Genomic DNA, 26,176 nt, shown 5'->3' on the forward strand with positions numbered 1-26,176 from the left:
AAGTGCTCAAACGGTAGTGTTGTCTCCCGATAGCTATCGGGACCGCACTTGATGCGGGATCTCTCAATCAGAAAAAAGCTGATTAAATACCTGTTCTGCAAATTTGAGATCCCGTGTCAAGCACGGGATGACAGTGCGAAGTTTAGATCGTTTGATATCAAAGTGGGACGAAGTTATTTCGCTAAAAGTATTGATTTTTGACACCCCACCTGTTAGGTTTACGGTCCGTCATGGAAGTACAGTTGAAATAAACGAATTGGAGTTTGATTTAATATCGCGTTTCGAATAGTAGGAATTGATTACCATCCCTTTCTCTATGAGCGAAAGGGATGGAGCGCACTTCGAGAGGGTCGCTCATAGAGATCCTCTCGATACGACATTGAAGGTGATTCCATTTAAACCTAACAGGTTTTGGAAACCTGTTAGGTTTTACATCGAAGCGCATTAACGTATCATCCGGTGACAATAAACCTGTCTTATCGCATTTTGCTTTTAATTAGGGTAAAAAACGAGTTTTGAGACGTCTGTGTGTGAATATTATAAAAATAACGCTGATTGACATCGGTTTGTTATCTGTGCATAGCCTGAATTATTTATCTTTGCGATCCGTTCAAAAGTATATATCGTGAAAAAAGTTTTGTTGTGTTTGTTTGTTGTGCTAATGCTCTTTTCCTGTGAGAGTTATAAAAAGGTTGTTTATGTACAGGGTGCCGGAAAGGCAGCCGTTTTGCAGGATTCCCTTCAGTTAGCTCCTCCGTCTCCGGTGGTAAAATTCGGCGATCAGCTGATGATCACGGTAAATACTATTTCGCCTGAGGCTGCCTTACCGTTCAATCCCCCTTTGGTGCCGGATCCTTCCCAGTTAAGCAGTCAACCGAATAAAACTTCTTCAGTTGCTGCCTTGCAGACCTATATTGTGGATGCCGCCGGAGAAATCAACTTTCCGGTAATAGGTCGGATCAGAGTGGCCGGCATGACACGAAGCGAGCTGGAGAGTTCCATTCGCGACCGGATTTATCCTAAATATATGAAAGAGGACCCGATGGTGACGGTCCGCAACCTGAGTTTTAAGGTTTCCGTAATGGGCGAGGTGGCCCGACCAGGAGTGGTTTCGGTATCCAATGAACGGATCTCGATCTTTGAAGCGTTGACTCAGGCGGGGGATTTAACCATCTATGGCAAACGCGATAATGTTTTACTTATCCGGGAAGATGCTAAGGGAAAACGGGAGACCTATCGTCTCGACCTGACCGATAAGGGATTGATCCAGTCCCCCTACTATTTCCTCCAGCAAAACGATGTGGTCTATGTGCAGCCGAATAAACAAAAGGCGCGTGCACGGTATTTCGGAGCGGGAGAGCAGATGACTCTCTCAATTATCGGTTCGCTGGTATCGGTGGCTTCGTTACTGATCGCGGTATTGAAATGATATTGTAAGGTCGATAATTTGTTGTTAAGACAGCTAAAAGCTGTCTTAATTTGGGGCATGATACCGATAGCTATCTGGGAAGCTATCGTTAAACCCGCACCAATTATAATCATATCGTTTTTATTTGCAAATACGATTTGAAGAGCAGGACTGAACATCAGTACTTTGTGTATCGTTTGCCCGGTTTTCTTTACTTTTTTGGCGCAAAAAAGTAACAAAAAAACATAGCCTAAAAAAACTCGCTCGCTCGCCCATAGATTCTTGTACGGTATAGGAGCATTTGTGGATGGGGCTCTCTCACTCTGCAGTTTTTAGGCGGTTTGGTATTTGTGTTTGTCCCTTCGGGGCTGGGATGTGAGCTTCCTACGGATGATAATTATAGCACCGACACGAATAATATAGGCCAAGCAGATATCGTATTGCAAGTATCTTTAGAGGTTTCTGCAGTTTTGCAATCCAAAGTAGCTTGACTATATACATTACTAGTTTTCTAAATACAATAAACAAGAAATGATGTCGCCATTTGTGCGACTCACGACTCATGACTCAAAACTCATGACTCACAATATTACAAATGGAACCAAATAAAACGAAACCACACACGCAAAAGCCCCAGGACGAATATATCGATCTGGCGGAGATCTTTGCTAAGATATTTATTCACTGGAAGTGGATCCTGGCCTCAGTGATCCTTTGCCTTTCCCTCGGATACATCTACCTGAAATTCCAAAGCAACGTATATCAGGTAACCTCCAGCCTTTTGATCAAAAGCAATAAAGAGGGGGGCGACCTATCCGCCATGTCTCTCCTGGATGAACTGGGACTGAAATCCGGTGGTACTGATGTGGAGAACGAAGTGGAGATTATCCATTCCAAAACGCTTATGCGGCGGGTGGTTGATTCACTGGACCTTTACAATACCTATTATGCCGCTACGATCTTCAATTCAAAACAGGAGTTGTATCACGACTCGCCTTATCGGGTTAATCTGAACCAATCTGACAACGTTGCACTCAAGGGGCAGGTAACCCTGACCCTAACCCCGGAAAACAATAATGGGTTGATCCTGGAGGGGGAATATCAGGGAGGAAAGTTTACCGAAACAATTCCGGCACTGCCCATCACCATTCGTATTCCTGCGGGAACATTGCATATCGAAGCAAATCCTGCCGGAAACAAAACGTTGTCGTCGGTTAAAGTTGTTATATCCAATCCGAAAGAGGTGGCTAAGGCCTACGCAGCGGGCCTGACAGCCGAAGTGGGAAAAAAGAATGAGATGATCACACTCTCTCTCAATACCACCAATATCGAAAAAGGAACCGATATTTTGAATACTCTTGGGGGGGTATATAATCAGGATGCGATGATGCAGATCAACCGTTCTGCCATCAATACCACCCAGTTTATCAACGATCGTCTGAAATACCTGACCGTGGAGCTTTCGGACGTGGAGAAGGATGTGGAAAACTACAAACAACAAAATAAACTCACCGACCTCTCTGCCGAGGCGCAGCTCTATATGACCAAAAGCGCCGATTACGACGCAAAACGTGCCGACGTGGAGACGCAGCTGAAACTGATCGAATATGTGGACCAGTTTGTGCGGAGCAAAACCAACGCAAATGCCCTGATCCCCGATCTGGCGATTAACGACGAACGTCTGGCGGATGTGATTGGCACCTACAATACGGCTATCCTGACCCGGGAAAGAGTGCGCAAAAGTACGACGGAAGATAACCCGGCGCTGGGACGCCTAAATAACGAGATAGCCGATGCGCGACATGCCATCGTAACCGGCATCATCAGTGTGAAAAAGGCGATGAATATCAGCCTGTCCGATCTGGAGAAACAAAATGCGGCGGTCTTGTCCCGTATTCGTTCGGTACCCCGTCAGGAGCGGGAGTTTATCGAGATCAAGCGACAGCAGCAGATCAAGGAGCAGCTCTATCTCTTCCTGTTGCAAAAACGCGAAGAGGCGGCGCTTACGCAGGCGGTGACGGTACCTAAAGCGCGCGTGGTGGACGAGGCGGATGCAGGAGGGCTTGTATCACCGAAACGCAATATGATCCTGATGCTGGCTTTTCTGATGGGATTATTTATTCCTATTGGTATTATCTATGTGGTGAATCTGTTTGACACGAAGATCAAAACCCGCAAGGAGTTGGAGAAACATTCCACCGTTCCGGTGCTGGCAGAGATTGGTCATACGGATCAAGACGGAAACTTCCGTGTAAAAGCGGGAGCACTGGATCCGACTACGGAGCTTTTCCGCCTGTTGCGTAGCCGCCTGCAGTTTATCCTTGATGGCAGTGAGGAAGCCGATAAGGTGATTGTGGTCACTTCTGCCGAGCCTTCCGAGGGGAAAACCTTCGTCAGTATCAACCTGGCGAGTACGCTGGCGCTGGCGGATAAAAAGGTGTTGCTGCTCGGACTGGATTTGCGTAATCCGGCTCTGAATGCTAAGCTGGGCTTGCATAAAAAGGAGGGTATATCGACTTACCTATCCGGACTCCAGCCTGATTATCACAAGCTGATTGATGTATCTCCGGATTGTCCCAACCTGCATGTGCTGCCGGCTGTAATTGTTCCGCCCAATCCGAACGAGTTGCTGATGAAAGGGCGACTGGATCAGTTGATCAGTCAGTTGAAAACCGAATACGACTATATTGTGATCGATACGGCTCCGGTAGGATGGGTTTCGGATACCTTCCTGTTGAACCGTCTCGGAGGGGTGAATCTCTTTATCGTGCGGGCCGGTCATTCCGATAAACAGGATATTGAACTGCTGAACCGCATTCACGCTGAAGATACCCTCTCCCGGTTGTATATCGTGTTAAACGATGTGGAAATGAGTGGCCGTAGTTATTATTACCAGCGGAAATACGGATATACCCAACGGCCTGTATAATCCCGCTGTAGAGACGTGCCCCGGCGCGTCTCAATATGACGCACGGCAGTGCGTCCAATTTGGAATAGCACGTTAGTGCATCCCGATGGCAATAGCACACAGATAACACAGATGCAAGCAACACAGATTTATATTTGATCAGTATTGTCAGCATAAACCGGTAAATTACCGATAGTGATCGGGACCAAATAATATATAAATCCCGGATTGCAATTAGCTCCGCTGAACGTTGTTCCCGGGATGACGGAGCAGTTTCTAACTGCATTACCCGCTCTTAGGAGTAAGACGGAAATGTTGTTTGATGCGTAGTTTGTTTCGGTTTCTCTTTACTTTTTTGGTGCAAAAAAGTAACAAAAAAACATAGCCTAAAAAAACTCGCTCACTCGCCCATAGATTGCCGTACGGTATCGGGGTATTTGAGGATGGGACTATTCGCTCAGACAGTTTTTAGGCGGTTTGGAATTTGTGTTTGACCCTCTGGTAGCGCACCCTCTGGGCAAGTTTAACACGTCGTTCAATCCTGAGTGTAACCCGGGGGAATTATAGCCAAAGAAACCGAGCCCTGATAGGGGCTCAACATCGACTATAATGCCCGGTTTTCCGTATAGGAAAGGCCAGAGGCCTTGGTTTTCTAACGACGTAGACGGAGTCATACGCCGAACGGATACAATATCAACATTTGAAAACTAATTGTCGTTACACTGTCACGAGAATTGAGTATTGGAAAAAATATATGACATTAGAATACATCTTATCACTCCTTGCGCAAGGCGAAAATAGCCGGATAGAGTTCAAAGCGAGCTTTAACCGGGAGGCTATTGCCACGCTCAATGCCTTCGCTAACAGTGAAGGAGGTGCAGTGTTGATAGGAGTGTCTGATGAAGGTAAACCTGTCGGTGTCTCAGTCGGGAAAGAAACCATTCAGGAATGGAGTAATGAGGTGAAGAGCAAAACCGAGCCCTCCATAATCCCGGATGCAGAGCTTTTTGATATCGAGGGTAAAACGGTTGTCGCATTATCTGTAAAGGAGTTTCCTGTAAAGCCTGTTGCTTTTCAGAATCGTTATTACAAGCGGATTGGAAATGCCAATCATATTATGAATGTATCGGAGATTGCCGACGCTTTCCTTAAAATGGTGAATAGTTCCTGGGATGCTTATGAGTATCCCGGTGCAGTTCTGGCGGATCTGAATATGGATAAAGTGGAGGGGTTTCTGCGTAAGGTAAAAGAGGGTGGACGTTTTTTTGTGGATGCCGATCCCGTACAGGCGCTGACTAAACTTCGTTTGCTTCGGAATGGTCATCCGACAAATGCGGCAATGATTCTTTTCTCAAAAGAAAACTTGTTATATAATGTCCATGTCGGTCGCTTTAAAACCCCGTCGATGATTATTGATGACAAAATGCTCAACGGCAATTTGTACGATGTGGTGGAAGAGGTTATGAAATACATCATTTCCCACATTAAAGTAGCATTTGAGATAAAGGGCCCATTGTCAAGAACAGAGATCTTTGAATATCCTATCCCGGCATTGCGCGAGTTGATATTGAATGCCCTGATTCATCGCGATTACACCAGCCCGATTGATGTACAGATTAAGATCTTTGATAATAGTCTTTCTATATTCAGTCCCGGCAGATTGTATGGAAACCTGACCATTGATGAACTTAAAACTGATGTTTATCAGTCGAGCGCCCGTAACAAGTTGCTGGTTGAAGCTTTTTACCTGACTAAGGATATTGAAAAATACGGAACGGGTTATATTCGTATTCGTAAGGAAATTCAGGAATATCCGACGATGAATTTCAACTATCGGGAAATTGGCAATGGGTATCTGGTGGAATTGGATTATGAACATCAACGTGTAAATACAGAGGAATCTAGTGGTGAAAAAATAGTTACCCCGCAAGTTACCCCGCAAGTTACCCCGCAAGTTACCCCGCAAGTCGGACAGTTGCTGAGGGTATTGAAAGGGGAGCAAACAAGAGATGATTTGCAGGATCAGATAGGGATTAAAGACAGGGAATATTTTCGGTCTTTTTATATTAAACCAGCATTGGAAGGTCGGGTCATTGAAATGACCATACCGGATAAACCAAAAAGTAAGAATCAAAAATACAGATTGACAGAAATTGGAATTAACTGGTTACTGGAAAATTAAAGTCTGAAGTGCAAATAATACGAATGTGGTGCTTGTAGGGGCAACCCTTGTGGTTACCCAGAATCTGTTTTTAGAAAAAGGTAAGGCCAGAGGCCTTGGTTATCTTACGACGTAGGCAGAGCCATAAGCCGAACGGCAGACTACGGTTTCTTTGGTCTTCATCAGTTATTGGCTAGATATGGAGAACGGGGTTGGTATAAACCCTAAAAATGGATGAGTGTCACAGACTTTCAACGGGTTTGTGAGATATTTTTATAATCTTTGTATGCCGAAATACCGGATGCTTAAAGCTGATGCAGAGTTCTCCTTTGGATGATAACGGAAATGATATAAATAGTAATTGAGCATTAATCGACTAAGACGGTCACTATTCCCAAACGATAACCTCGTTTTTCTTACGATGCAGGCGGAGCCAAACGTCGAACGGCTGAGTGCGGTTTCTTTAGGTTTGCATAAGTAATTGGCTGGCTACGGAGAACTGGGATGTGATAATAAAATAAATCCCGGATTGCAATTAGCTCCGCTGAACGTTGTTTCCGGGATGACGGAACGTCTCAAAATGGAATATCAGATGATGAATAAATGAACAGAATAAGTCACATATTACCCCTGTCAGAATCAGATCAGGTCGAGTTTAAGACGTCGTTCAATGATGATGTGATTGTGTCCCTTGTCGCTTTTTCTAATGCGAAGGGTGGTGTTGTGTATGTTGGCGTAAAAGATAGCGGAGAGGTAATGGGAGTTCAGTTGGGAAAGGAAACAATTGCAACCTGGATCAATGAAATTAAAAATAAAACAGCTCCACAGCTTATACCTGATTCCGAACTACTGAAGATTGGCGATAAGTTGGTCGTCGCATTAAATATAATAGAGTTTCCCGTTAAACCGGTTTCAATCAAAGGTCGGTATTATAAACGTATTGCAAATTCAAACCATTTGATGTCTTTGGCTGAAATTGCCAATGAACATCTGAAAACGATAAATAGCAGTTGGGATTTTTATTCCGATCCGAATCACGGAATGGATCACATTTCCTTCGAGAAAGTACAACGCTTTATCGAAACAATAGAACTTCGGATGCAGCGAAAAGTTACACTTTCGTCACAGAAGTTTCTTGAAAAAATGGAAATCACCCGAAATAGCCAGCTTACCTTTGGAGGCTATTTGTTATTTGCGAAAGAAAATTGCGCGATTAGTGATATACAGGTGGGACGTTTCAAGAGTGAAACGACTATAATTGACTCGCTTTCATTGAGTACGGATCTGTTTACCGAGGTGGACGAAATCATGGCTTTTATCAAAAAGCATTTGATGGTAGAGTATATCATTACCGGAGAACCGCAGCGGACAGAACGGTTTGATTATCCATTGGATGCTATCCGGGAGATTGTAATCAATATGATTGTTCACCGTGATTACAGGGATAGCAGCGCCAGTATCATCAAGATTTACGATGATCGGATAGAGTTTTATAATCCGGGGAAATTATATGGAGGCATAACAATCGATGATTTATTGTCAGGAAATTATACTTCCAAATCGCGAAATAAATTAATTGCTAAGGTTTTTAAAGAGGCCGGCCTGATCGAACGATACGGTTCGGGGATTATGCGGATATTGGATATTTGCCGGGATTACGGAGTAAAAGAACCGGTGTTTAAAGAAATCTCGCAGGGATTTATGGTTGTATTGTTTAAGGAAAAGGTTGGGACGACTGAAGGTGTTGACTTGAAAACCGGAGTTTTACCAGTAGATGTTACTGAAAATGTTACTGAAAATGTTACTGAAAATGTTACTGAAAATAGGTTGATACAGGTCCTATCAGAATTAAAGAAAAACCCAACAATATCATTTGATGACTTAAGTCAGCTGTTAAATGTTTCAAGAATGACTATTTATCGGGATATTGATAAGCTTAGGAATAAAGGAATGATCAGACGAGTAGGCCCTGATAAAGGCGGTTATTGGGAAATCATAAATGGCGATTTACCGGATCTCTGATCTATTTTTATGGTAAGGCTGGAGGACTTGATTTTTCTAACGACGTAGGCGGAGCCATACGCCGAACGGCAAACTACGGTTTCTGTGGTCTTGCATAAGTTATTGGCAGGCTACGGAGAAGGGGGGGCTCAGAAGGTGTTGATATAAAAACCGACCTGAAAACCGGAGTATTTCCAGGAAATGTCGGAGATCATGTCGGAGATAAACGTTTGAATAAAATATTAGTTTTGATTAAACAGCATAAACAAATATCAGCTGCTCAAATTGCAGAACAATTATCTGTTTCGAATCGAACGATTGAAAGAGATATTGAAAAGCTGAGAATGTCGGGTATGCTCAAACGTATTGGTTCTGATAAAGGCGGCTACTGGGAGGTCATTGACTAGTGCATTAAGCACACAGATAACACGGATGCCAGCAACGCAGATTTCACAGATCTTTGTTGAGCGTACTGGAAAATGAAAGTCTGAAAGACTTTAACTTCAATAACCCTGGGTAGTACCCGTGGCGTGACGGTAAAGTAGCTTGGAGCCCGGAAGGGGCTTAACAAGGTCTTGGTTATCCGCGAACCTGATAGGATCATCCACCGAATTGAAGGATGACGGCTGTTTGGCAATGATAATTCGGATCGCAGATCCTAATAATATTTAAATCCCGGATTGCAAATCCGGGATGACGGGGGAAGAGGATGTATTTGTGGTGAAAGTGCCTTTAGAAAGCCTGATAACTGAAGATGTCCCCGATAAGGTCCCCGATAACATTACAGATATACAACGCCAGGTTTTAATGCTGGTGATGGGTAATAATCGGATTTCATTAAGCCAATTAGCGGAACAGGTAGGCATATCAAAAAGAAAGATGCTTGATAATATAAACAAGCTAAAGAATAGAAATTTGATAAAGCGTGTTGGTAGCAGTAAAGGTGGCTATTGGGAGATTATAGAATAGGACATCTAACGCTGTAGCTCGGTATGGCATTTTGCTATTTCGGTTGTAAAAGCAAAACTCTTGCTTTACCTTTGTGATGAAAGCTGGTTATTTGTAATAAGGAAAGGCCGGAGCCTTGGTTATCTTACGACGTAGGCGGAGCCATACGCCGAACGGCAGAGTACGGTTTCTGTGGTTTTTACATAAGTTATTGACAGTCTACCGAGAACAGGGCGGAGCCATACGCCGAACGGCAAACTACGGTTTCTGTGGTCTTGCATAAGTTATTGGCAGGCTACGGAGAACGGGGAATATGCCGGATCACAGATCCTGATAATACACGAATCCCGGATTGCAAATCCGGGATGACGGGGGTGGCCTATTCCGGAAGCGAGAATATCTCTTTTGTAGAAGAGGATGTATTTGTGGTGAAAGTGCCTTTAGAAAGCCTGATAACTGATAAGGTCTCCAATAAGGTCCCCGATAAGGTCTCCGATAACATTACAGATATACAACGCCAGGTTTTAATGCTGGTGATGGGTAATAATCGGATTTCATTAAGCCAATTAGCGGAACAGGTGGGCATATCAAAAAGAAAGATGCTTGATAATATAAACAAGCTAAAGAATAGAAATTTGATAAAGCGTGTTGGTAGCAGTAAAGGTGGCTATTGGGAGATTATAGGATAGGACATCTAACTCTGTAGATCGGTATTGCATTTCGCTATTTTGGTTGTAAAAGCAAAACTCTTGCTTTACCTTTGTGGTGAAAGCTGATTATTTGTAATCAGGTAAGGCCGGAGGCCTTGATTTTCACACGACGTAGGCGGAGCCATACGCCGAACGGCAGAATGTTAAAAATATAAACGATAAATAATTACGACAAGATAATAAAGATGACAATTAAATCAATCTGTTGCATAGGTGCAGGATATGTAGGTGGTCCCACGATGGCGGTGATTGCGCAGAAATGTCCGCACATTAAAGTGACGGTGGTGGATGTAAACGCAGATCGTATAGCAGCCTGGAATGATACCGAATTGGAAAACCTTCCGATTTACGAGCCCGGGCTCAAAGAGGTGGTGGCGGAAGCACGCGGTCGTAACCTCTTTTTCTCCACTGACGTTGCTGCTGCTATCCGTGAATCTGAAATGATTTTTATGTCGGTCAATACGCCTACCAAAACTTATGGTAACGGCAAGGGCCAAGCGGCTGACCTGAAATATATCGAACTGTGTACCCGTCAGATCGCAGAAGTGGCCGAAGATGATAAGATCGTTGTTGAGAAATCGACACTACCTGTACGTACAGCAGAGGCAATTAAGAAAATACTGGCCAACAACCAATCGAATGCTAATTTTCAGGTGTTGTCCAATCCCGAGTTTCTGGCAGAAGGAACGGCTATTGAGGATTTAAATGCTCCTGATAGGGTATTGATCGGTGGAGAGCAGTCTCCTGAAGGCTTAGCGGCGATTGAGGCATTGACCGCCATTTATGCCAATTGGGTACCCCGTGAGCGGATTCTCCAAACGAACGTTTGGTCATCAGAGCTTTCTAAGCTGGTTGCGAATGCTTTCTTAGCTCAGCGTATTTCTTCCATCAATTCCATCTCTGTCCTCTGCGAAAAGACAGACGCCAATGTAGATGAAATTGCAAAAGCCATCGGTATGGATAGCCGTATCGGACCAAAGTTTCTGAAAGCCTCCGTAGGCTTTGGCGGTAGCTGCTTCCAGAAAGATATCCTCAATCTGGTCTATATTGCCCGTTCCTACGGACTGACAGAGGTCGCCGATTATTGGGAGCAGGTGATTCTGATGAATGATTACCAGAAACGCCGTTTTGCTCAGAATATCATTACTAAACTCAATAATACACTCTCCGGTAAAAAGATTACCCTGTTGGGTTGGGCCTTCAAGAAGGATACCAACGATACAAGGGAGTCTGCTGCTATCTATGTGGCCGATTATCTGTTGAACGAGCAGGCGGAGTTGTACGTGTATGATCCTAAGGTATCGGAAGCACAGATGCTGAAAGACCTCGATTACTTGGGGACTCGTTCACCGGAAGAAAATCGAGGTCTGATAAAGAAGGTGGTAGATGTGGAACAGGCCGTAACAGGCGCACATGCCGTAGCGATTTTGACCGAATGGGATGAATTTGAAACTTACGATTGGAGGATGCTGGGTGATTTAATGATGAAGCCGGGTTTTGTGTTCGATGGACGGAATATCCTCAATCAGCAGTATGCATATGACCAGGGCATTTGTTTGACTGGAATTGGACGTTAGTTGCAATATATGTGAATAATTAAAGAAATAATATGTCAATATTACAAGCAGAAATAGTGAATCTTCCCAAGATACTTGATCGTAGGGGGAATCTAACGTTTATAGAAGGGAGCAATCATATTCCGTTTCCAATAAAACGTACTTATTGGATTTACGATGTTCCGGGAGGAGAAACCAGAGGTGGACATGCCTACAAAACATTGCAAGAGTTTATAGTTGCCTTGTCTGGTAGTTTTGATGTGGTGCTGGATGATGGAAACGAAAAAAAAGTATTTCACTTAAATCGTTCTTATTACGGCTTATTTGTTCCTGCGGGTGTATGGCGACAAATGGAGAATTTCTCTACCAATTCACTTTCAATGATATTGGCTTCAGATGATTATAATGAATTAGATTATATTAGAGATTATGATGAGTTTATCGAATTCAATCGATAGTAGTATAACGAAAACAGTTTATGACTGTTCAATTATATATTTTCCCAAAATAGAAAATGAAGCTGGAAATATTACTCCCCTACATAGTGGGAAAGATATCCCTTTTGATATAGCCAGAGTATTTTATTTGTATGATATACCAGGTGGTGAAGAAAGAGGAGCACATGCTCACAAAGAATGTCATCAGTTACTAATAGCAGCAAGTGGCTCTTTCGATATTACTTTGGATGATGGCAATACCAAGCGTTTAGTCACGTTAAACAGACCTTATATGGGATTACATATCCCACCCGGAATTTGGGCAGCTGAGCTAGGATTCTCGTCTGGTTCAATTTGTTTGGTGTTAGCTTCCCATAACTATTCAGAAGAAGATTATATTCGTGAATATACTGATTATTTAAAATATAAAAATAACAATGGGTGAGTTTATTAGAAAAAATGGGATCATTCAACGACTTGTAGATGAAAGTGATGCAGAGTTTATACTTTCTCTTCGATTAGATAGTAGATTGTCACGTTATTTGTCTAAAACAGAGAATGATCTTCAAAAACAAATAGATTGGATTCGAGAATATAAAAAAAGAGAATCTGAGAAATTAGAATTTTATTTTATTACAGTTGATGAGGAAGGTAATAGATATGGCGTAAATAGGATTTATAACTTTAAAAATGACTCATTTGAGGTGGGAAGTTGGTTGTTTGCTCCAAGTACTCCAAATGGCGTTTCTATAATTTCTGATTTAAATGTCAGGGAGTTTGGATTTGAGGCGTTTGGCTTTAATTGTTGCCGATTTGAGGTCAGGAAGAATAACTTATCGGTTTTGACTTATCATAAGCGTTTTAATCCTGATTTAGTGGCAGAAGATGATTTGAATTACTATTTTCGTTTGACAAAAGAGCAGTTTCAACTATTTAAAAATAAACTTTTAAGGATATACGGTAATGGAAATTAAAAAATTCACCCAGAAGATTAAAGAGCAATTTATAGATGCTGAGCAGATTGAGATTGAAGAAGATACATTTTTCCGAAATATAGACTCGTATGACTCATTAACAGGAATGGCTATTTTAGTAATGATTCAAGATGATTTTGGGCTAATTATAACTGAAGATAAGTTTAAAGGCTTAAATACACCTATTGATCTTTATAATTACATTCAAGCGAATATATGAGAAAAGCATTATTGCAATTTATTTCCTATTATTTGCCGAATAGGATTCTTGACAATAATATGATTGCTCAAGAACACCCTGAGTGGTCAATTGAAAAAATTGCAACAAAAACAGGCATTGAGCAGCGTCACATAAGTGATGAGGATGAATTTGCAAGTGATTTAGCGATTTGTGCTTCTGAAAAACTTTTTGCTGAATATAATATTGATAAACTTTCTGTCGATTTCATCTTACTATGTACCCAAAGTCCTGATTATTTTCTTCCGACCACAGCTTGTGTTTTACAAGATAAATTAGGTCTGTCAAAAAAATGTGGTGCACTGGATTTTAACTTAGGTTGTTCGGGGTATATTTATGGCTTGGGATTGGCTAAAGGTCTCATCTTGTCTGGTCAGGCAAATAAAGTTTTATTGGTAACAGCTGAAACGTATTCTAAGTACATTCATCCTCAGGATAAAAGTAATAAAACTATTTTTGGAGATGGAGCTGCCGCAACATTGATTACATCGGAATTCTTGAAAGATGGACTCAATGCCGAAATATCTGAATTTGAGTATGGAACAGATGGTAGCGGGGCATTTGATCTTGTTGTTAAGAATGGGGCTTCCAGGCATAAAAAAGATAAAGGGCATGATTGTTATGAAGAAGATAGTTTTATTCGGAACGATAGTAATCTTTACATGGATGGGAAAGCCATCTTTAATTTTACGGCCTTTACAGTGCCAAAGTTAATTAAGGCTGTATTAGAGAAAAATAATTACAATCTTGAGGCAATTGATCTTGCGATTTTTCATCAGGCAAATGAATATATGCTAAATGTAGTGAGAACACGTTGCGGAATAGAAAAGGCGAAATTCTATGTGAATTTTAAAGATGCAGGAAACACTGTGTCATCAACAATTCCTATCGCACTAAAACGTGCTATTAATGATCGGACTCTAACAGATAAAAGTACAGTTCTATTGGCGGGATTTGGCGTAGGATTATCTATGGGGGCTACAATTTTAAAACTGAGTAAAAATGATTAAATTCCTGGATCTTCAAAAGATAAATCAACAATATGCTGATGAGCTAAAAATAGCCACGGCTAGAGTAATAGATAGTGGTTGGTACCTGTTGGGCAATGAGGTGAAATCCTTTGAAAACCATTTGGCTGAATATATAGGAGTGAAACACGCTATTGGCGTAGCAAACGGTTTGGACGCATTGCGTCTCATATTAAAAGCTTATATCCATATGGGCATAATGCAAGAGGGTGATGAAGTGATTGTGCCTGCGAATACCTATATTGCTACTCTATTAGCCATCAGTGATAATCGGTTGAAGCCTGTTTTGGTTGAACCGAATCTTAAAACATACAACCTCGATATCTCATTAGTCGAAAAACATATAACTCCACGAACAAAAGCGGTGCTGGTAGTACATCTTTATGGGCAGGTTTGCTGGAATGAAGACCTGGAGGAAATTGCACGAAAGTATAACCTGAAAGTGATTGAGGATAATGCTCAGGCGATAGGTGGTTGCTATACAAAATTGAATGGTAACAGCGTTCGATCAGGTGCATTAGGAGATGCTGCAGGTTTTAGTTTCTATCCGGGTAAGAATCTCGGTGCACTGGGAGATGCCGGAGCTGTTTCGACAAATGATGACGAGTTGGCAGCGACAGTTCGTGCACTTGGTAATTATGGCAGCAAGGAAAAATATGTAAACCAGTATCAAGGGCTTAATAGTCGTTTGGATGAAATCCAAGCTGCAATTCTCGATGTAAAACTACGCTATATAGATGCGGAGAATCAACGTCGACGTGAAATAGCTCAATACTATTGCGAAAATATTGAAAGCGAAAAAATAGTTCTCCCGTCTTCGCGACTTGTGACTTACGACTTATTACATGAGAAGTCGCACGTTTGGCATCTTTTTGTCATTCGCTCCGAAGAGCGTAATAGTTTACAGAAATATTTAGCTGATAATGGTATTCAAACTTTGATTCATTATCCTATCCCCCCCCACAAACAAGTTGCCTATAAAGAGTTGAATGATAGTGTTTTTCCGATTACTGAGAAAATTCATAACGAGGTGCTTAGTTTACCCATTAGTCCAGTTATGACGGAGTCTGAAATTGAGAATGTTGTCGATCTATTAAGTGAATATTGAGATATTTGCATTTTATGATAATAAATGCAGTTCGAAAGGTTTATAATATGTTGAGATATCTGCTTGGGATAAAGAATCAGACTCAATCAAGGTATTGCAATTACTTACTACCCAATCTGCGCTCTTTTGCGCATAAAAGAGTTTTGCATAGTGGCGGGTTTCCCGTGTGCCAACAGCTGACATTGATAACAGGTGGAGGAAAAGTGTTAATAGGTTCAGGTTGTCGTTTCGGATTTAAACTTGGCGGATTTCATCATAGTGGTTCAATTGAAATGCAGGCTCGTACTTCAAATTCCCATATTGTAATAGGCAATAATATTGCCACAAACAATAATATATTTATTTGCGCTTCTGATTATATTGAGATTGGAGATGATTCGCTAATAGGCCAGAATGTAACTATTATGGATTTCGAAGCCCATGGTATTGCTCCGGATCAAAGACGTTTAGTTGGAGAAATAGGCCAAGTGATTATCGGTAAGAACGTATGGATCGGAAACAATGTGACTATATTGAAAAACAGCATGATAGGAGACAATTCAATAGTAGCTACAGGAGCGGTAGTGTCTGGTGTATTTCCAGCAAATGTTATTATTGGTGGGGTTCCAGCTAAGATAATAAAACACATTGAAGAATGAGTAGTCAACAATCATCATATAGGCAGATAATGAAAGCGACATCTCTTTTTGGAGGCGTGCAGTTGTTTAATATTGTTATTCAAATTGTTCGTTCCAAATTTGTTGCTGTATTGTTAGGCCCTGCCGGAATGGGTGTTATTGGTTTATTACAATCAACTATAGGTATAATATCTAATTTGACGAATTTTGGGCTTGGAACAAGTGCTGTGAGAGATGTGGCTTCTGCCAATTCGACTAACGATCAGCATAGGTTAAGTACCGTTGTTGCAGTTTTTAGACGATTGGTATGGTTTACCGGTTTGTTAGGATCAATTGTAACTTTGTTATTGTCACCATGGTTAAGTCGAATTACGTTTAATAACGATAATTACACATGGGGATTTGTATTTATGTCAGTTACACTCTTGTTTAATCAACTGAGCGTTGGTCAGAATGTTGTGTTGCAAGGGATGCGAAAGCTGCATTTTATGGCAAAATCCAATATAATTGGAAGTGCATTAGGGCTTATTCTTACTTTACCATTATATTATGTTTGGGGGATAAAAGGTATAGTTCCTGCTTTGATAACAACCTCTATGATTTCGCTTTTTTTGTCAAGCTATTTTTCAAGAAAAATAAGCATTGAAAAAGTCGATGTTTCTCGCAAGCAAACTCTTGATGAGAGCAAATTAATGATAAAGATGGGGGTCATGGTTAGTATGAGTGGGTTATTAGTCATGGCAGAAGGTTATCTGGTTCGCATTTTTATTTCGCATACAGGGGGGATTGCAGATGTTGGTCTTTATAATGCGGGTTTCGCCATTATAAATACTTATGTGGGTATGATCTTTGCAGCAATGGCTACCGATTATTATCCTCGTTTGTCTTCTGTTGCTCATGATAAAGTACAGTCTACCCTAGTTGTGAACCAGCAAGCAGAGATTGCGATATTGATTTTAGCCCCTATTTTACTTGTTTTTCTGGTATTTATTCAATGGATCGTTGTATTGTTGTATTCAACCAAGTTTTTAGCTGTAAACAATATGATATATTGGGCCGCTATGGGAATGTTTTTTAAAGCTGTCACTTGGTCAATGGGCTTTTTGTTTCTAGCAAAAGGTAAAAGTAAAATATTTTTCTGTAGTGAGCTGGCGTCAAATCTGATAACTTTAACTTTTAATATTACTGGATATTGGCTTTGGGGGTTAACGGGATTGGGTGTATCTTTTTTTCTTGCTTTCATTCTTGCTTTTATTCAGGTTTATCTAATTAATAGAGTGAAATTCGGTTTTTTATTCAATTCTGCATTTACCCGTATTTTTATCTTTCAGTTTTCTTTGGCTATCGGAGCTTTTCTATCTGTGTTCTATCTTCCGCAACCATATCCCTACGTTGTAGGACTGATATTAATTACTCTTTCGGCTATAAGCTCTTACAGAGAATTAGATAAACGGATAGGTCTTGGCGGAATCATGAAAAATACGATTCGACGATTGAAATAATAATTATTACATACAACTCCAGGTTTTATAGATTTTCAAATTTGACTAAATTCAAATTATGGGGTATGTTTGTAGAATTAGCGTACAGAAATATATTAATCAAAAAGGATGGCAGAGAGTATGAATAATCAACCTTTGATTTCAATTATTGTAATAACTTACAATTCATCTAAATACGTAATTGAAACATTAGAGAGTGCCAAATCTCAAACTTATCAAAATATAGAATTGATAGTTTCAGATGATTGTTCCAGTGATAATACAGTGGAATTATGTCGTGATTGGATCAAAGAAAATAATTACCGATTTGTTAGGACGAAAGTAGTAACTGTCGTGGAAAATTCGGGGATTTCGCCTAACTGCAATAGAGGGCTTAGTGCCGCTGAGGGTGAGTGGGTAAAGTTAATTGCAGGAGATGATGTTTTGTTGGATAACTGTATCACGGATTTTGTTAGTTATTGTCAAGCAGATAGAGAATGCAAAATATTAGTGGGCCGATTGTTCTATTGGAAAGGAGATACTGTTACAGAGGATAAAATAAACCCTTTTTATAAACTATCACAAGAAAATCAGTATTTGAGAAATGTAAAAGGCTCGGGGGTTCCTATACAAGCAAGCTTTTTTAATAAGAATTCATTAGTTGGGATTGGTGGATTTGATGAGAAATACAAATATATTGAAGATCTACCCTTGTGGATAAAAGCCTCGGAGTTGGGGTTTTATTTTAATTTCCTCGATAAGTTTGTAGTTAAATATCGATTGCATGATAATAATATCTCTGGAGTTAGGAGGAATACTTCTTATTATATTAATGAACGATTTTATAAAGAACATCGGAGTATAATAAAAAATGAGGTTATTCCGAGGCTTATACTGCATCGTGAATATGTAACTGTATTTAATTTTTGGAATTATCTAGTTGTTTGTGATGTTATCTTGTTGTTAGGGAATAAAAACAACTTACTTTCACGTGTTTTGTCGCTTTTAAATCTAAAGTCTACAGTTTTAAAGTTGAAAAGATGCATGGTTGGCGAGGATTGACTGTGGGGGATAAATAAATTATAAGATGATTGATAAAGTAATGCTGAAATATCTTCGGGGGATAGTTAAGTTAGTTCGTCCAGAGCAATTCATTACAGGTCGTAACTGGAAACTGTTTTCCAGCAAAGAATATGCAAACGATCTAATTTATAGGTGTCTCGTTAAGGAGGAACCTTGTATGATTGCGCGGTTTGGTTCTACTGAAATGACATGTCTGGTGAATTACTTAGGGGTCATTCAAAATAATAGAAAGTGGAATGACTTTATTAAGGGAGTGTCTATTCAATGGTGGTGGGATCCTCAAATTATAAATCAAATGCAAATTTGGAGTGGCTTTTTCCCGAGGCGGATTGATAAAGTTGAACAATTTTGCGAATTGATGCTTCAGGATATTCAGCAGGTCGATATTTTAGGGTCATGGTTGAATGAAGAGCGATATTTTAATAACGAATTGATTAAAGCAAAGAGGATTGTTCTAGAGGATCTAGAACCTTTTTTTGCAACTAATCCATGGACCAAAGCTTTAGAAGGTAAAAAGGTACTTGTTGTTCATCCATTTGCTGAAACTATAGAAAAACAATATTGTAAGCGTGAATTGCTTTTTGAGAACAATTTACTTCCCGAATTTGAATTGAAGACTATTAAAGCTGTGCAAAGTGTAGCAGGGTCAAAGACTGAATTTGCAGATTGGTTTGAGGCACTGGAGTCAATGAAAGCGGAAATAGATAGGACTGACTATGATATTTGTATTATAGGTTGTGGTGCTTATGGTTTTCCTTTAGCTGCACATGTTAAACGATCTGGTAAAAAAGCAATTCATTTAGCAGGGGTAACTCAGTTGTTATTCGGCATTATAGGTAGTAGATGGGAGCAATTTATTGTTTGGCCCTATATGAATTTGTTTAATGAATATTGGGTCAGGCCAGGTGGAAATGAAAAGCCAGAAGGTGCAGGTAAAGTTGAAGGTGCTTGTTATTGGTAATTAATTTTGGCCTTATTATTATTGAATTATGATGATATTTCGGAAGTGTATTGAGGTTATTAATACTAATTTTGTTCGTTTTTTTTCTTTCGGAGAATTTAAAGGATCGCTTTTCTACTTTGTAAAGATAACTGGAGGGAAAAATAATCGAATAAATACCTATCGATCACGATTCTCCAAATCTCGAATTTTGTTTTCAGGGAAAAATAACAAATTAAGTATTTATGATTCTGAAATATTAGAAACTTCTATAACTGTTAAAGGGCAGAATAATGTAATCCAAATTGATAAAGATGTAAAATTGCGTAAGGCTAATATTATAATAAGAGGCTCCAACTGTACTTTGAAAATTGGAGCCGGTACGACTTTTGGTCAAATTCGAATCGTAAATGTAGGTCGCAATAATTCTGTGATAATTGGGACGAATTGCCTTTTTGCAGATAATATAGAAGTGTGGGCTAGTGATACACATTCGATCTATGATGCTGATGGGCGGTTTATAAATCCGGAACGTCCTATTTATATTGGTAACGGTGTTTGGATTGGAAGCTATGTGAAAATCTTAAAGGGAGTGAATATTGGTGATGGCGCAATTGTTGGGATGAATAGTTTGATTGTAAATGATGTAGACTCAAAGAATCTTGTTGCGGGTAATCCTGTACGTTGTTTGAAAGAAAATGTGACATGGTCTTTAAAATATGAACATGAATAAATTGAAGGTAATCCATATATTTCATGAGTTAAAATTCTCAGGTGCTGAAATCATGTATGTTGATGCAGCGAAACTCTTCCAGGAGAAAAATGTAGAATTAACTGCGTTAGCAACTGGCCCCAATTTGGGAGAATATGCACCCTATTTTAAAGATGCTGGCTATTCTGTTTTGCATATTGCTGCACCATGTTTAAAGCATTATATTGCTCGAATTGGATTTTATATAAAGCTCGTTAGATTGCTAAAGCAAGGTGGGTATGATGTTGTACACATTCATTCATCTAGGTTGCGATGGGGTGGTGCGCTTTGTGCCTGGATCGCTGGTCTCAGATCTGTTTATACTTTTCACAATGTATTCCCAACTAAAAAGATCACCTATTTATATCATTTGTTTTTACGTTGGTCTGCGAAATGCATTTTTAAGTGCAAGTTTCAGACAATTAGTGATTCTGTGTATGATCATGAAAAAAACTTCTATCACAACAATACGACTAAAATTTATAATTGGTATAACTGCAATCGCTTTTTTCCTGTATTAGTTAACGAAAAAGATAAAGTTCGTCAAGAATTGGGAATTGCAAAAGATGCTTTAGTACTTGTTTCTGTGGGTGGGTGCAGTCCTGTTAAGCAACATTCTGAGATTATTAAGGCTATGCCTTTAATTTTGTTACATAATCCTAATTGTATGTATCTTCATCTGGGGCAAGGTGTGTCTGAGTATGAGGAGGTTAATTTGGCGGTTGAATTAGGTGTTGATAAGAATATTCAATTTTATGGCAATCAACCTGATGTGAGAAAATTCTTAATTGCCTCTGATATATATATCATGCCTAGTAAATTTGAGGGGATTCCTATAACAACAATTGAAGCAATGGGGTGTGGAATCCCGTCTATTTTATATGATGTTCCGGGTTTGAGAGATTTTAATAAAAATGGCAACAATAGTCTGTTGATTACGGAAGATTATAAAGTACTCGCAGAGAAAGTTGTTTTTTTAGACTCTTCACCTCAAGTTTCAATAGATATTGCGACTAGTGCAAAGTCTTTCGTTGATAAAAATTTTAATATGAAAACTAATGCATTGAAGGTATTAGAACTTTATACGAGTAAATGAAAGTGAAGGTAACAATTAAATCCATTATTTTGTATTCGATAATTCTAATCGGATTAATACAGGCTGCTTTTGTGGTTTCGTGGGAGGGGATGACGTATATCTCAGCGTCCCTTTCTTATTTGCTTGTAATTGCTGTAGGTGTTCTCTTTTACAAGATGTATATAAAACAAGACTTTGAATATCGGTATATTGTATTCTTTTATTTGAGTTTAGGTGTAGTTGCAATAATAAGAGGTGTGCTTTTTGAAGCCCAAAACTACTGGGATTGGAAACAAATGTTATTGAGTACAGCTTTGGTCATGTTGTTGCCACTTGTTAGTTGTATTGGTTCAAATAAGGAGGTTGCTCAGGCTATGTTTTATTCTTTTGTGAGATATTTATTACCAGTTTCTTTTGTGATTTTCTTTTTATCTAAGACTTCCATAAATACTGATGGTTTCGGCCGTTTTGTCTCGCCCATTTATTTTCTAATTCTTTTTTTTCCACTTATAGAATGCAAATGGAAAATAATTATAGGATTAATTCTTGTTTGTTCTTTTTTCTCAGATATGGGAGCCCGTTCCAATATGATTCGAATTTTAATAGCTTTAGGAATCATGTTGTTATATTATTTCAGATTCTTTATAAGGGGATATTTGCTGAGGGTATTCCGTCTATTGTTGTTTTTAATCCCCATTTTATTTTTTATTTTGGCTGTTACTGATACTTTTAATGTCTTCAAAATGAATGAGTATATAAAAGGGGATTATACCTTGGCAGCAAAAAATGCTAATGGAGACGAGATTGATAATAATTTTACAGCAGATACACGAACATTTCTTTATAAAGAGGTTATTAGCTCAGGAATAAAACGTGATACCTTTTTGTTTGGTGAAAGTGCAGCAGGAGGATATATATCGGAGTATTTTGCAAGTACCGTTTTAGGATCTAAAGGTAGGATGGGTTCTGAAGTGGGTATATTGAATGTTTTTAATAATCTGGGAGTTGTTGGAGTCGTGGCTTTCACATTGATATATTATTTTGCTTCATATCTCGCTATTAATAAATCAAACAATTATTTCTGCAAGCTAATTGGAATTTTTATAGCATTTCGATGGGCATATTCGTGGGTTGAAGAATTTACTAATTTTGATATGAATTATTTCTTTCTTTGGTTAAGCTTAGGGCTCTGTTTTTCAAAATCATTTCGTGATATGACTGATTCGGAAATGAGGTGTTGGGTACGTGGAATATTTGATAGTAAAATTATTGTTAATGAGGATTCTGAGAAAATAGATTTACGATCACCGAAACGATTGAAATGGCGTTGATTATATAAATATTGAAAATAATAAAATATGAAATATATTGCCGTCCTAATGACGTGTCATAACCGTAAAGTAAAGACGATTGCATGTCTAGAGGCTTTGCATAATTGTCATTTGCCAAATGAAAATACTTTTGATGTTTTTTTGGTAGATGATGGTAGTATAGATGGTACAAGTATTGAAGTACTATCCCGCTTTCCAGATGTAAAAGTAATACAAGGAAATGGCTTATTATTCTGGAATCGGGGGATGTGTTTGGCATGGAGTGAAGCAGCTAAAGGAAATTATGACTATTATTTGTGGTTGAATGATGATACTATATTAAAACCAGATGCGCTTCAGATTTTAATGTCCTGTTTAGACAAAGTAGGTGAGAGCTCAATTGTTTGTGGAGTCTGTGAAACCAAAATTGATGGCGAGGTTACTTATAGTGGCTTGAATAAAAAGACGGAGGAAAAACTTATACCAAACGGAGTGCCTCAATTATGTGATTATTTTAATGGTAATGTGGTATTAGTTCCTGCGTCTGTGTTTAATGTTGTTGGTAATTTGGATCCCATTTTTCATCATGGGTTGGGAGACTTTGATTATGGTATGCGGGCATCTAAGCAAGGGATTAAATCCTATGTAACAACTGAGTCTATTGCATATTGTGAAAAAAATGATCTCACTAAATGGTTTAACCCAAAATATTCTCTTATTGAGCGTCTGAGTGTGTTTACTACACCATTGGGTGGAGTTCCGTTTCAGTTTTTTGAGTACGCGAAGAGGCATTATGGCTATAAGAAAGCAATAACCAACTTTTTGACGATTCATATTCGATTGATTTTCCCAAGATTCTGGAATAAGTACATAAAAGCAGAGAAATGAGTACTGAAACATCACGAAAAAATATAAATAAAGAGATTAGTCCGGTTTGTTTATTTGTTTATAATCGCTTAGAAGAGACTAAACAAACTGTTGAGGCTCTTCTAAAAAACAATCTTGCTTCAGAATCAGAGTTGTTTATCTTTTCTGATGGTCCTAAGAGTGAGCTAGCATCGCTAAAAGTAAATGAGGTAAGACATTATGTAAGACAAATTTCCGGATTTAAATCTGTAACTATTTTTGAATCGGAGGTAAATAAAGGCTTGGCGATGTCCATTATTGACGGAGTATCAAAAATAGTCGTGCAATATGGTAAGGTTATTGTATTAGAAGATGATCTGAAAACCACTCCCGATTTTCTAGATTTTATGAACCAAGCCTTAGCATTTTATGAAGCGTATCCAAGGGTTCAAACAATAAATGGATTTTCGTTGGCTCTTAAAGAAAAATCGTCTGATGTGTATTTTCAAAGAAGGCCTTTTCCTTGGGGATGGGCAACATGGAAAGAATATTGGAATGTTGATCTATTCAATAAGAAAGAGTTGTTTGATATCATTAATAGAGACAAGTCATTATTGAAATCATTCAAAAGAGAATGTGGTGCAGATATATCCAAAATGCTATTAGAGTCTCTCGGCAACAAAAATGATTCTTGGTATGTTCGTTGGTCTTTTAATCACTTTCTAAGTGATAATTATTCTGTGTATCCAACTTACTCTTTAGTTCAAAATATCGGATACAATGAAACTGGAACTCATTGTTCTGGGGTAAACCCGTACTTATCAGTTCAAAAAGAGGATATAAAATCAATATACAGTTTTATTCCCTTTGTTAATCCATCGCAAAACAGAACGCGAGAATTTATTTTCTATTTTTCAAAAAGGCATAAGATTCAGATTAGAATAAAATTGTTGATTTCAAAAAATGGAAGAAAAACAGTCTTATCTGAATTCTTAAAAAAAATAGCAGGGAAATGATTCAAACAATAAAGAATTTTCGCGATTTGTATCTGAAGCATCTAAAATGGCGTAAATACCAAATTGGAAAAAATTTTCATGCTGCCCGGGGAGTCTTTTTATGGGCAAAACAACAGCTTGTAATTGGAGATAATTTTTATATCGGTAAATATTCCATCATAGAATGTGATGCTATTATTGGTAATAATGTGATTTTAGCTAATCATGTTTCTTTGATAGGTCGTTATGATCATCATTATCAACAATTAGGCGTTCCTATTCGTTTATCACCTCAAATCAGAGATGAAAATTACGATTGGAAGGGATTAGATCAACTGATTACTGTAGAAGATGATGTGTGGATTGGTCTGGGAGTAATAATTTTAGGTGGTGTTAAGATTGGGACAGGTAGTATTATCGCAGCAGGTTCTGTAGTAACAAAGGATGTTGATCCCTATTCGATTTATGGAGGGAATCCCGCAAAAAAGATTCGAGATAGATTTGATGATAAAGAGCAACTAGAAGAACATTTGCGAATTACAGAGAAAAGATAAAATATTTTCAATAGGTTAGTTATGCGACTCAAAAAAATAAAACCACTTCGTAACCGGATGGCGTTACGGCATCTGCCGAATAAGAAGTTATTGATCACGACGATCAATGCACACTCTTACAATGTCAGTCGGAAAGACGCCGGATTTGCCAGGGCACTGCAAAAGTCAGATGTATTGATTGCAGATGGCGCCAGTGTGGTGTGGTCCATCCAGATGTTACAGAAAAGAAAGGTGCAGCGCATAGCTGGTGCTGATCTTTTCCGATTTGAGATGAAGCGATTGCAGAATATTGGAGGGGTTTCCTTTTTTCTGGGGAGCAGCGAATCCACGTTAGATAAAATAAGGGAACGTGCAGCGAAAGAATATCCCAATGTGAGGATAGAGACCTATTCTCCCCCTTATAAACCTGATTTTTCTGATGACGATAACCGGGAAATGATAGAGGCAATCAATGCGGTAAAGCCGGATGTGCTCTTTATTGGCATGACCGCACCCAAGCAGGAGAAATGGGCATTGAAGCACATGGAATACCTGGATGTAAAACACATTGGGTGTATTGGTGCGGTATTTGATTTTTATGCCGGGAATAAGAATCGCGCCCCCAAATGGATGCAAAATGCCGGTCTGGAGTGGTTGCATCGTTTCTCTTCCGAGCCGGGAAGGCTATGGAAAAGGTATCTGGTGGGAAATGCTTTATTTGTCAGTCATTTGGTGGGGGAGACCTTGTCTCATGATAAGGATGAATAAAATCCGGAAGTCCGTCAGCATATTGCTTATAGTTGGAATGCTATGATTAGCGGATCATAGTGAATTTGAAGAAATAATCAATTATCTTAAAATGGTAGCCGGGAAAGATTTCTTTGTGGTATTTGAATCTGTTCGAAGCGCGGATTTTGAGGGTTTGATCAATGGAATAATGGAGTGGTGGATACTGAAGTGGATGAAACCATTATGGCTTTTTAGTTGACAGAGGTTGAATGATCCGCTCCGGATTATTCCTGGGATGAAACGGTAATGGGGGAAGAACCTCCTGAGAGTCTGTTCGGG

At 39.3% G+C, this 26,176-nt stretch carries 25 protein-coding genes; all 25 read left to right on the top strand.

The genetic code is table 11. The features are described 5' to 3' along the window. Positions 1-625: 625 nt before the first annotated feature. The 25 genes from MLE17_RS10550 (at position 626) to MLE17_RS10670 (ending at position 25,876) form a co-directional block, all read left to right on the top strand. Positions 626-1,429, top strand: coding sequence for a polysaccharide biosynthesis/export family protein (locus MLE17_RS10550; RefSeq protein ID WP_243348762.1), 804 nt, complete (start codon positions 626-628; stop codon positions 1,427-1,429). 574 nt (positions 1,430-2,003) lie between these two features. Continuing rightward, on the top strand, positions 2,004-4,337 hold the full coding sequence (locus tag MLE17_RS10555) for a GumC family protein (protein ID WP_243348763.1): 2,334 nt from the start codon (positions 2,004-2,006) through the stop codon (positions 4,335-4,337). A 733-nt stretch (positions 4,338-5,070) separates the two neighbouring features. Further along, positions 5,071-6,498: a Fic family protein gene (locus MLE17_RS10560; RefSeq protein WP_243348764.1), complete on the top strand. Its 1,428-nt coding sequence runs from the start codon at positions 5,071-5,073 to the stop codon at positions 6,496-6,498. 582 nt (positions 6,499-7,080) lie between these two features. Beyond that, on the top strand, positions 7,081-8,499 hold the full coding sequence (locus MLE17_RS10565; RefSeq protein ID WP_243348765.1) for an ATP-binding protein: 1,419 nt from the start codon (positions 7,081-7,083) through the stop codon (positions 8,497-8,499). Positions 8,500-8,708: 209 nt separating this feature from the next. Beyond that, the gene (locus MLE17_RS10570; RefSeq protein ID WP_243348766.1) at positions 8,709-8,885 is read left to right on the top strand and encodes an HTH domain-containing protein; all 177 of its coding nucleotides are present in this window, start codon (positions 8,709-8,711) and stop codon (positions 8,883-8,885) included. A 286-nt stretch (positions 8,886-9,171) separates the two neighbouring features. Continuing rightward, complete coding sequence (locus tag MLE17_RS10575; RefSeq protein WP_243348767.1) at positions 9,172-9,447, top strand: winged helix-turn-helix domain-containing protein; 276 nt, start codon at positions 9,172-9,174, stop codon at positions 9,445-9,447. Between the two features lie 248 nt (positions 9,448-9,695). Continuing rightward, positions 9,696-10,115, top strand: coding sequence for a winged helix-turn-helix domain-containing protein (locus tag MLE17_RS10580; protein ID WP_243348768.1), 420 nt, complete (start codon positions 9,696-9,698; stop codon positions 10,113-10,115). 206 nt (positions 10,116-10,321) lie between these two features. After that, complete coding sequence (locus tag MLE17_RS10585) at positions 10,322-11,713, top strand: nucleotide sugar dehydrogenase (RefSeq protein ID WP_243348769.1); 1,392 nt, start codon at positions 10,322-10,324, stop codon at positions 11,711-11,713. 32 nt (positions 11,714-11,745) lie between these two features. Continuing rightward, positions 11,746-12,150: a sugar 3,4-ketoisomerase gene (locus MLE17_RS10590; protein WP_243348770.1), complete on the top strand. Its 405-nt coding sequence runs from the start codon at positions 11,746-11,748 to the stop codon at positions 12,148-12,150. Beyond that, the gene (locus tag MLE17_RS10595; RefSeq protein WP_243348771.1) at positions 12,122-12,574 is read left to right on the top strand and encodes a sugar 3,4-ketoisomerase; all 453 of its coding nucleotides are present in this window, start codon (positions 12,122-12,124) and stop codon (positions 12,572-12,574) included. Before MLE17_RS10590 ends, MLE17_RS10595 begins: the two co-directional genes overlap by 29 nt. Beyond that, the gene (locus tag MLE17_RS10600; protein WP_243348772.1) at positions 12,567-13,103 is read left to right on the top strand and encodes a GNAT family N-acetyltransferase; all 537 of its coding nucleotides are present in this window, start codon (positions 12,567-12,569) and stop codon (positions 13,101-13,103) included. Before MLE17_RS10595 ends, MLE17_RS10600 begins: the two co-directional genes overlap by 8 nt. Next, positions 13,093-13,323 carry an acyl carrier protein gene (locus tag MLE17_RS10605; RefSeq protein ID WP_243348773.1) on the top strand — a complete coding sequence of 77 codons (231 nt, stop codon included), beginning with the start codon at positions 13,093-13,095 and terminating at the stop codon, positions 13,321-13,323. Before MLE17_RS10600 ends, MLE17_RS10605 begins: the two co-directional genes overlap by 11 nt. Then, complete coding sequence (locus tag MLE17_RS10610; protein ID WP_243348774.1) at positions 13,320-14,351, top strand: 3-oxoacyl-ACP synthase III family protein; 1,032 nt, start codon at positions 13,320-13,322, stop codon at positions 14,349-14,351. Before MLE17_RS10605 ends, MLE17_RS10610 begins: the two co-directional genes overlap by 4 nt. Beyond that, a complete protein-coding gene (locus tag MLE17_RS10615; RefSeq protein WP_243348775.1) occupies positions 14,344-15,477 on the top strand; it encodes a DegT/DnrJ/EryC1/StrS family aminotransferase in 1,134 nt (377 codons plus the stop codon). Before MLE17_RS10610 ends, MLE17_RS10615 begins: the two co-directional genes overlap by 8 nt. 182 nt (positions 15,478-15,659) lie before the next feature. Then, positions 15,660-16,115, top strand: coding sequence for an acyltransferase (locus MLE17_RS10620; RefSeq protein WP_243348776.1), 456 nt, complete (start codon positions 15,660-15,662; stop codon positions 16,113-16,115). Then, positions 16,112-17,596 (top strand): O-antigen translocase, encoded by a 1,485-nt coding sequence (locus MLE17_RS10625; protein WP_243348777.1) that lies wholly within the window; start codon positions 16,112-16,114, stop codon positions 17,594-17,596. The genes MLE17_RS10620 and MLE17_RS10625 overlap by 4 nt, the downstream gene beginning before the upstream one ends. Positions 17,597-17,716: 120 nt before the next feature. Next, the gene (locus MLE17_RS10630) at positions 17,717-18,637 is read left to right on the top strand and encodes a glycosyltransferase (protein ID WP_243348778.1); all 921 of its coding nucleotides are present in this window, start codon (positions 17,717-17,719) and stop codon (positions 18,635-18,637) included. A 25-nt stretch (positions 18,638-18,662) separates the two neighbouring features. Then, positions 18,663-19,619, top strand: coding sequence for a hypothetical protein (locus tag MLE17_RS10635; protein WP_243348779.1), 957 nt, complete (start codon positions 18,663-18,665; stop codon positions 19,617-19,619). 28 nt (positions 19,620-19,647) lie between these two features. After that, complete coding sequence (locus tag MLE17_RS10640; protein WP_243348780.1) at positions 19,648-20,331, top strand: acyltransferase; 684 nt, start codon at positions 19,648-19,650, stop codon at positions 20,329-20,331. Continuing rightward, positions 20,324-21,445, top strand: coding sequence for a glycosyltransferase family 4 protein (locus MLE17_RS10645; protein WP_243348781.1), 1,122 nt, complete (start codon positions 20,324-20,326; stop codon positions 21,443-21,445). Before MLE17_RS10640 ends, MLE17_RS10645 begins: the two co-directional genes overlap by 8 nt. Next, the gene (locus MLE17_RS10650) at positions 21,442-22,755 is read left to right on the top strand and encodes a hypothetical protein (protein ID WP_243348782.1); all 1,314 of its coding nucleotides are present in this window, start codon (positions 21,442-21,444) and stop codon (positions 22,753-22,755) included. Before MLE17_RS10645 ends, MLE17_RS10650 begins: the two co-directional genes overlap by 4 nt. A gap of 27 nt (positions 22,756-22,782) precedes the next feature. Beyond that, positions 22,783-23,622, top strand: a complete 840-nt coding sequence (locus MLE17_RS10655; protein ID WP_243348783.1) for a glycosyltransferase family 2 protein — start codon at positions 22,783-22,785, stop codon at positions 23,620-23,622. Next, a complete protein-coding gene (locus MLE17_RS10660; RefSeq protein ID WP_243348784.1) occupies positions 23,619-24,596 on the top strand; it encodes a glycosyltransferase family 2 protein in 978 nt (325 codons plus the stop codon). The genes MLE17_RS10655 and MLE17_RS10660 overlap by 4 nt, the downstream gene beginning before the upstream one ends. Continuing rightward, positions 24,593-25,129 carry an acyltransferase gene (locus MLE17_RS10665; protein ID WP_243348785.1) on the top strand — a complete coding sequence of 179 codons (537 nt, stop codon included), beginning with the start codon at positions 24,593-24,595 and terminating at the stop codon, positions 25,127-25,129. The genes MLE17_RS10660 and MLE17_RS10665 overlap by 4 nt, the downstream gene beginning before the upstream one ends. Positions 25,130-25,150: 21 nt before the next feature. Then, the gene (locus tag MLE17_RS10670) at positions 25,151-25,876 is read left to right on the top strand and encodes a WecB/TagA/CpsF family glycosyltransferase (RefSeq protein WP_243348786.1); all 726 of its coding nucleotides are present in this window, start codon (positions 25,151-25,153) and stop codon (positions 25,874-25,876) included. Positions 25,877-26,176: the final 300 nt, after the last annotated feature.

The sequence above is a fragment of the Parabacteroides sp. FAFU027 genome (genome assembly GCF_022808675.1).
Taxonomy (GTDB): domain Bacteria; phylum Bacteroidota; class Bacteroidia; order Bacteroidales; family UBA7332; genus CAXXIC01.

Bases quoted from the DNA above. Each gene is read 5' to 3' on its own strand.
- MLE17_RS10555 (WP_243348763.1), top strand. From the start codon at position 2,004: ATGGAACCAAATAAAACGAAACCACACACGCAAAAGCCCCAGGACGAA.
- MLE17_RS10560 (WP_243348764.1), top strand. From the start codon at position 5,071: ATGACATTAGAATACATCTTATCACTCCTTGCGCAAGGCGAAAATAGC.
- MLE17_RS10565 (WP_243348765.1), top strand. From the start codon at position 7,081: ATGAACAGAATAAGTCACATATTACCCCTGTCAGAATCAGATCAGGTC.
- MLE17_RS10575 (WP_243348767.1), top strand. From the start codon at position 9,172: ATGACGGGGGAAGAGGATGTATTTGTGGTGAAAGTGCCTTTAGAAAGC.
- MLE17_RS10585 (WP_243348769.1), top strand. From the start codon at position 10,322: ATGACAATTAAATCAATCTGTTGCATAGGTGCAGGATATGTAGGTGGT.
- MLE17_RS10590 (WP_243348770.1), top strand. From the start codon at position 11,746: ATGTCAATATTACAAGCAGAAATAGTGAATCTTCCCAAGATACTTGAT.
- MLE17_RS10595 (WP_243348771.1), top strand. From the start codon at position 12,122: ATGATGAGTTTATCGAATTCAATCGATAGTAGTATAACGAAAACAGTT.
- MLE17_RS10600 (WP_243348772.1), top strand. From the start codon at position 12,567: ATGGGTGAGTTTATTAGAAAAAATGGGATCATTCAACGACTTGTAGAT.
- MLE17_RS10605 (WP_243348773.1), top strand. From the start codon at position 13,093: ATGGAAATTAAAAAATTCACCCAGAAGATTAAAGAGCAATTTATAGAT.
- MLE17_RS10610 (WP_243348774.1), top strand. From the start codon at position 13,320: ATGAGAAAAGCATTATTGCAATTTATTTCCTATTATTTGCCGAATAGG.
- MLE17_RS10615 (WP_243348775.1), top strand. From the start codon at position 14,344: ATGATTAAATTCCTGGATCTTCAAAAGATAAATCAACAATATGCTGAT.
- MLE17_RS10625 (WP_243348777.1), top strand. From the start codon at position 16,112: ATGAGTAGTCAACAATCATCATATAGGCAGATAATGAAAGCGACATCT.
- MLE17_RS10630 (WP_243348778.1), top strand. From the start codon at position 17,717: ATGAATAATCAACCTTTGATTTCAATTATTGTAATAACTTACAATTCA.
- MLE17_RS10635 (WP_243348779.1), top strand. From the start codon at position 18,663: ATGATTGATAAAGTAATGCTGAAATATCTTCGGGGGATAGTTAAGTTA.
- MLE17_RS10640 (WP_243348780.1), top strand. From the start codon at position 19,648: ATGATGATATTTCGGAAGTGTATTGAGGTTATTAATACTAATTTTGTT.
- MLE17_RS10645 (WP_243348781.1), top strand. From the start codon at position 20,324: ATGAATAAATTGAAGGTAATCCATATATTTCATGAGTTAAAATTCTCA.
- MLE17_RS10650 (WP_243348782.1), top strand. From the start codon at position 21,442: ATGAAAGTGAAGGTAACAATTAAATCCATTATTTTGTATTCGATAATT.
- MLE17_RS10655 (WP_243348783.1), top strand. From the start codon at position 22,783: ATGAAATATATTGCCGTCCTAATGACGTGTCATAACCGTAAAGTAAAG.
- MLE17_RS10660 (WP_243348784.1), top strand. From the start codon at position 23,619: ATGAGTACTGAAACATCACGAAAAAATATAAATAAAGAGATTAGTCCG.
- MLE17_RS10665 (WP_243348785.1), top strand. From the start codon at position 24,593: ATGATTCAAACAATAAAGAATTTTCGCGATTTGTATCTGAAGCATCTA.
- MLE17_RS10670 (WP_243348786.1), top strand. From the start codon at position 25,151: ATGCGACTCAAAAAAATAAAACCACTTCGTAACCGGATGGCGTTACGG.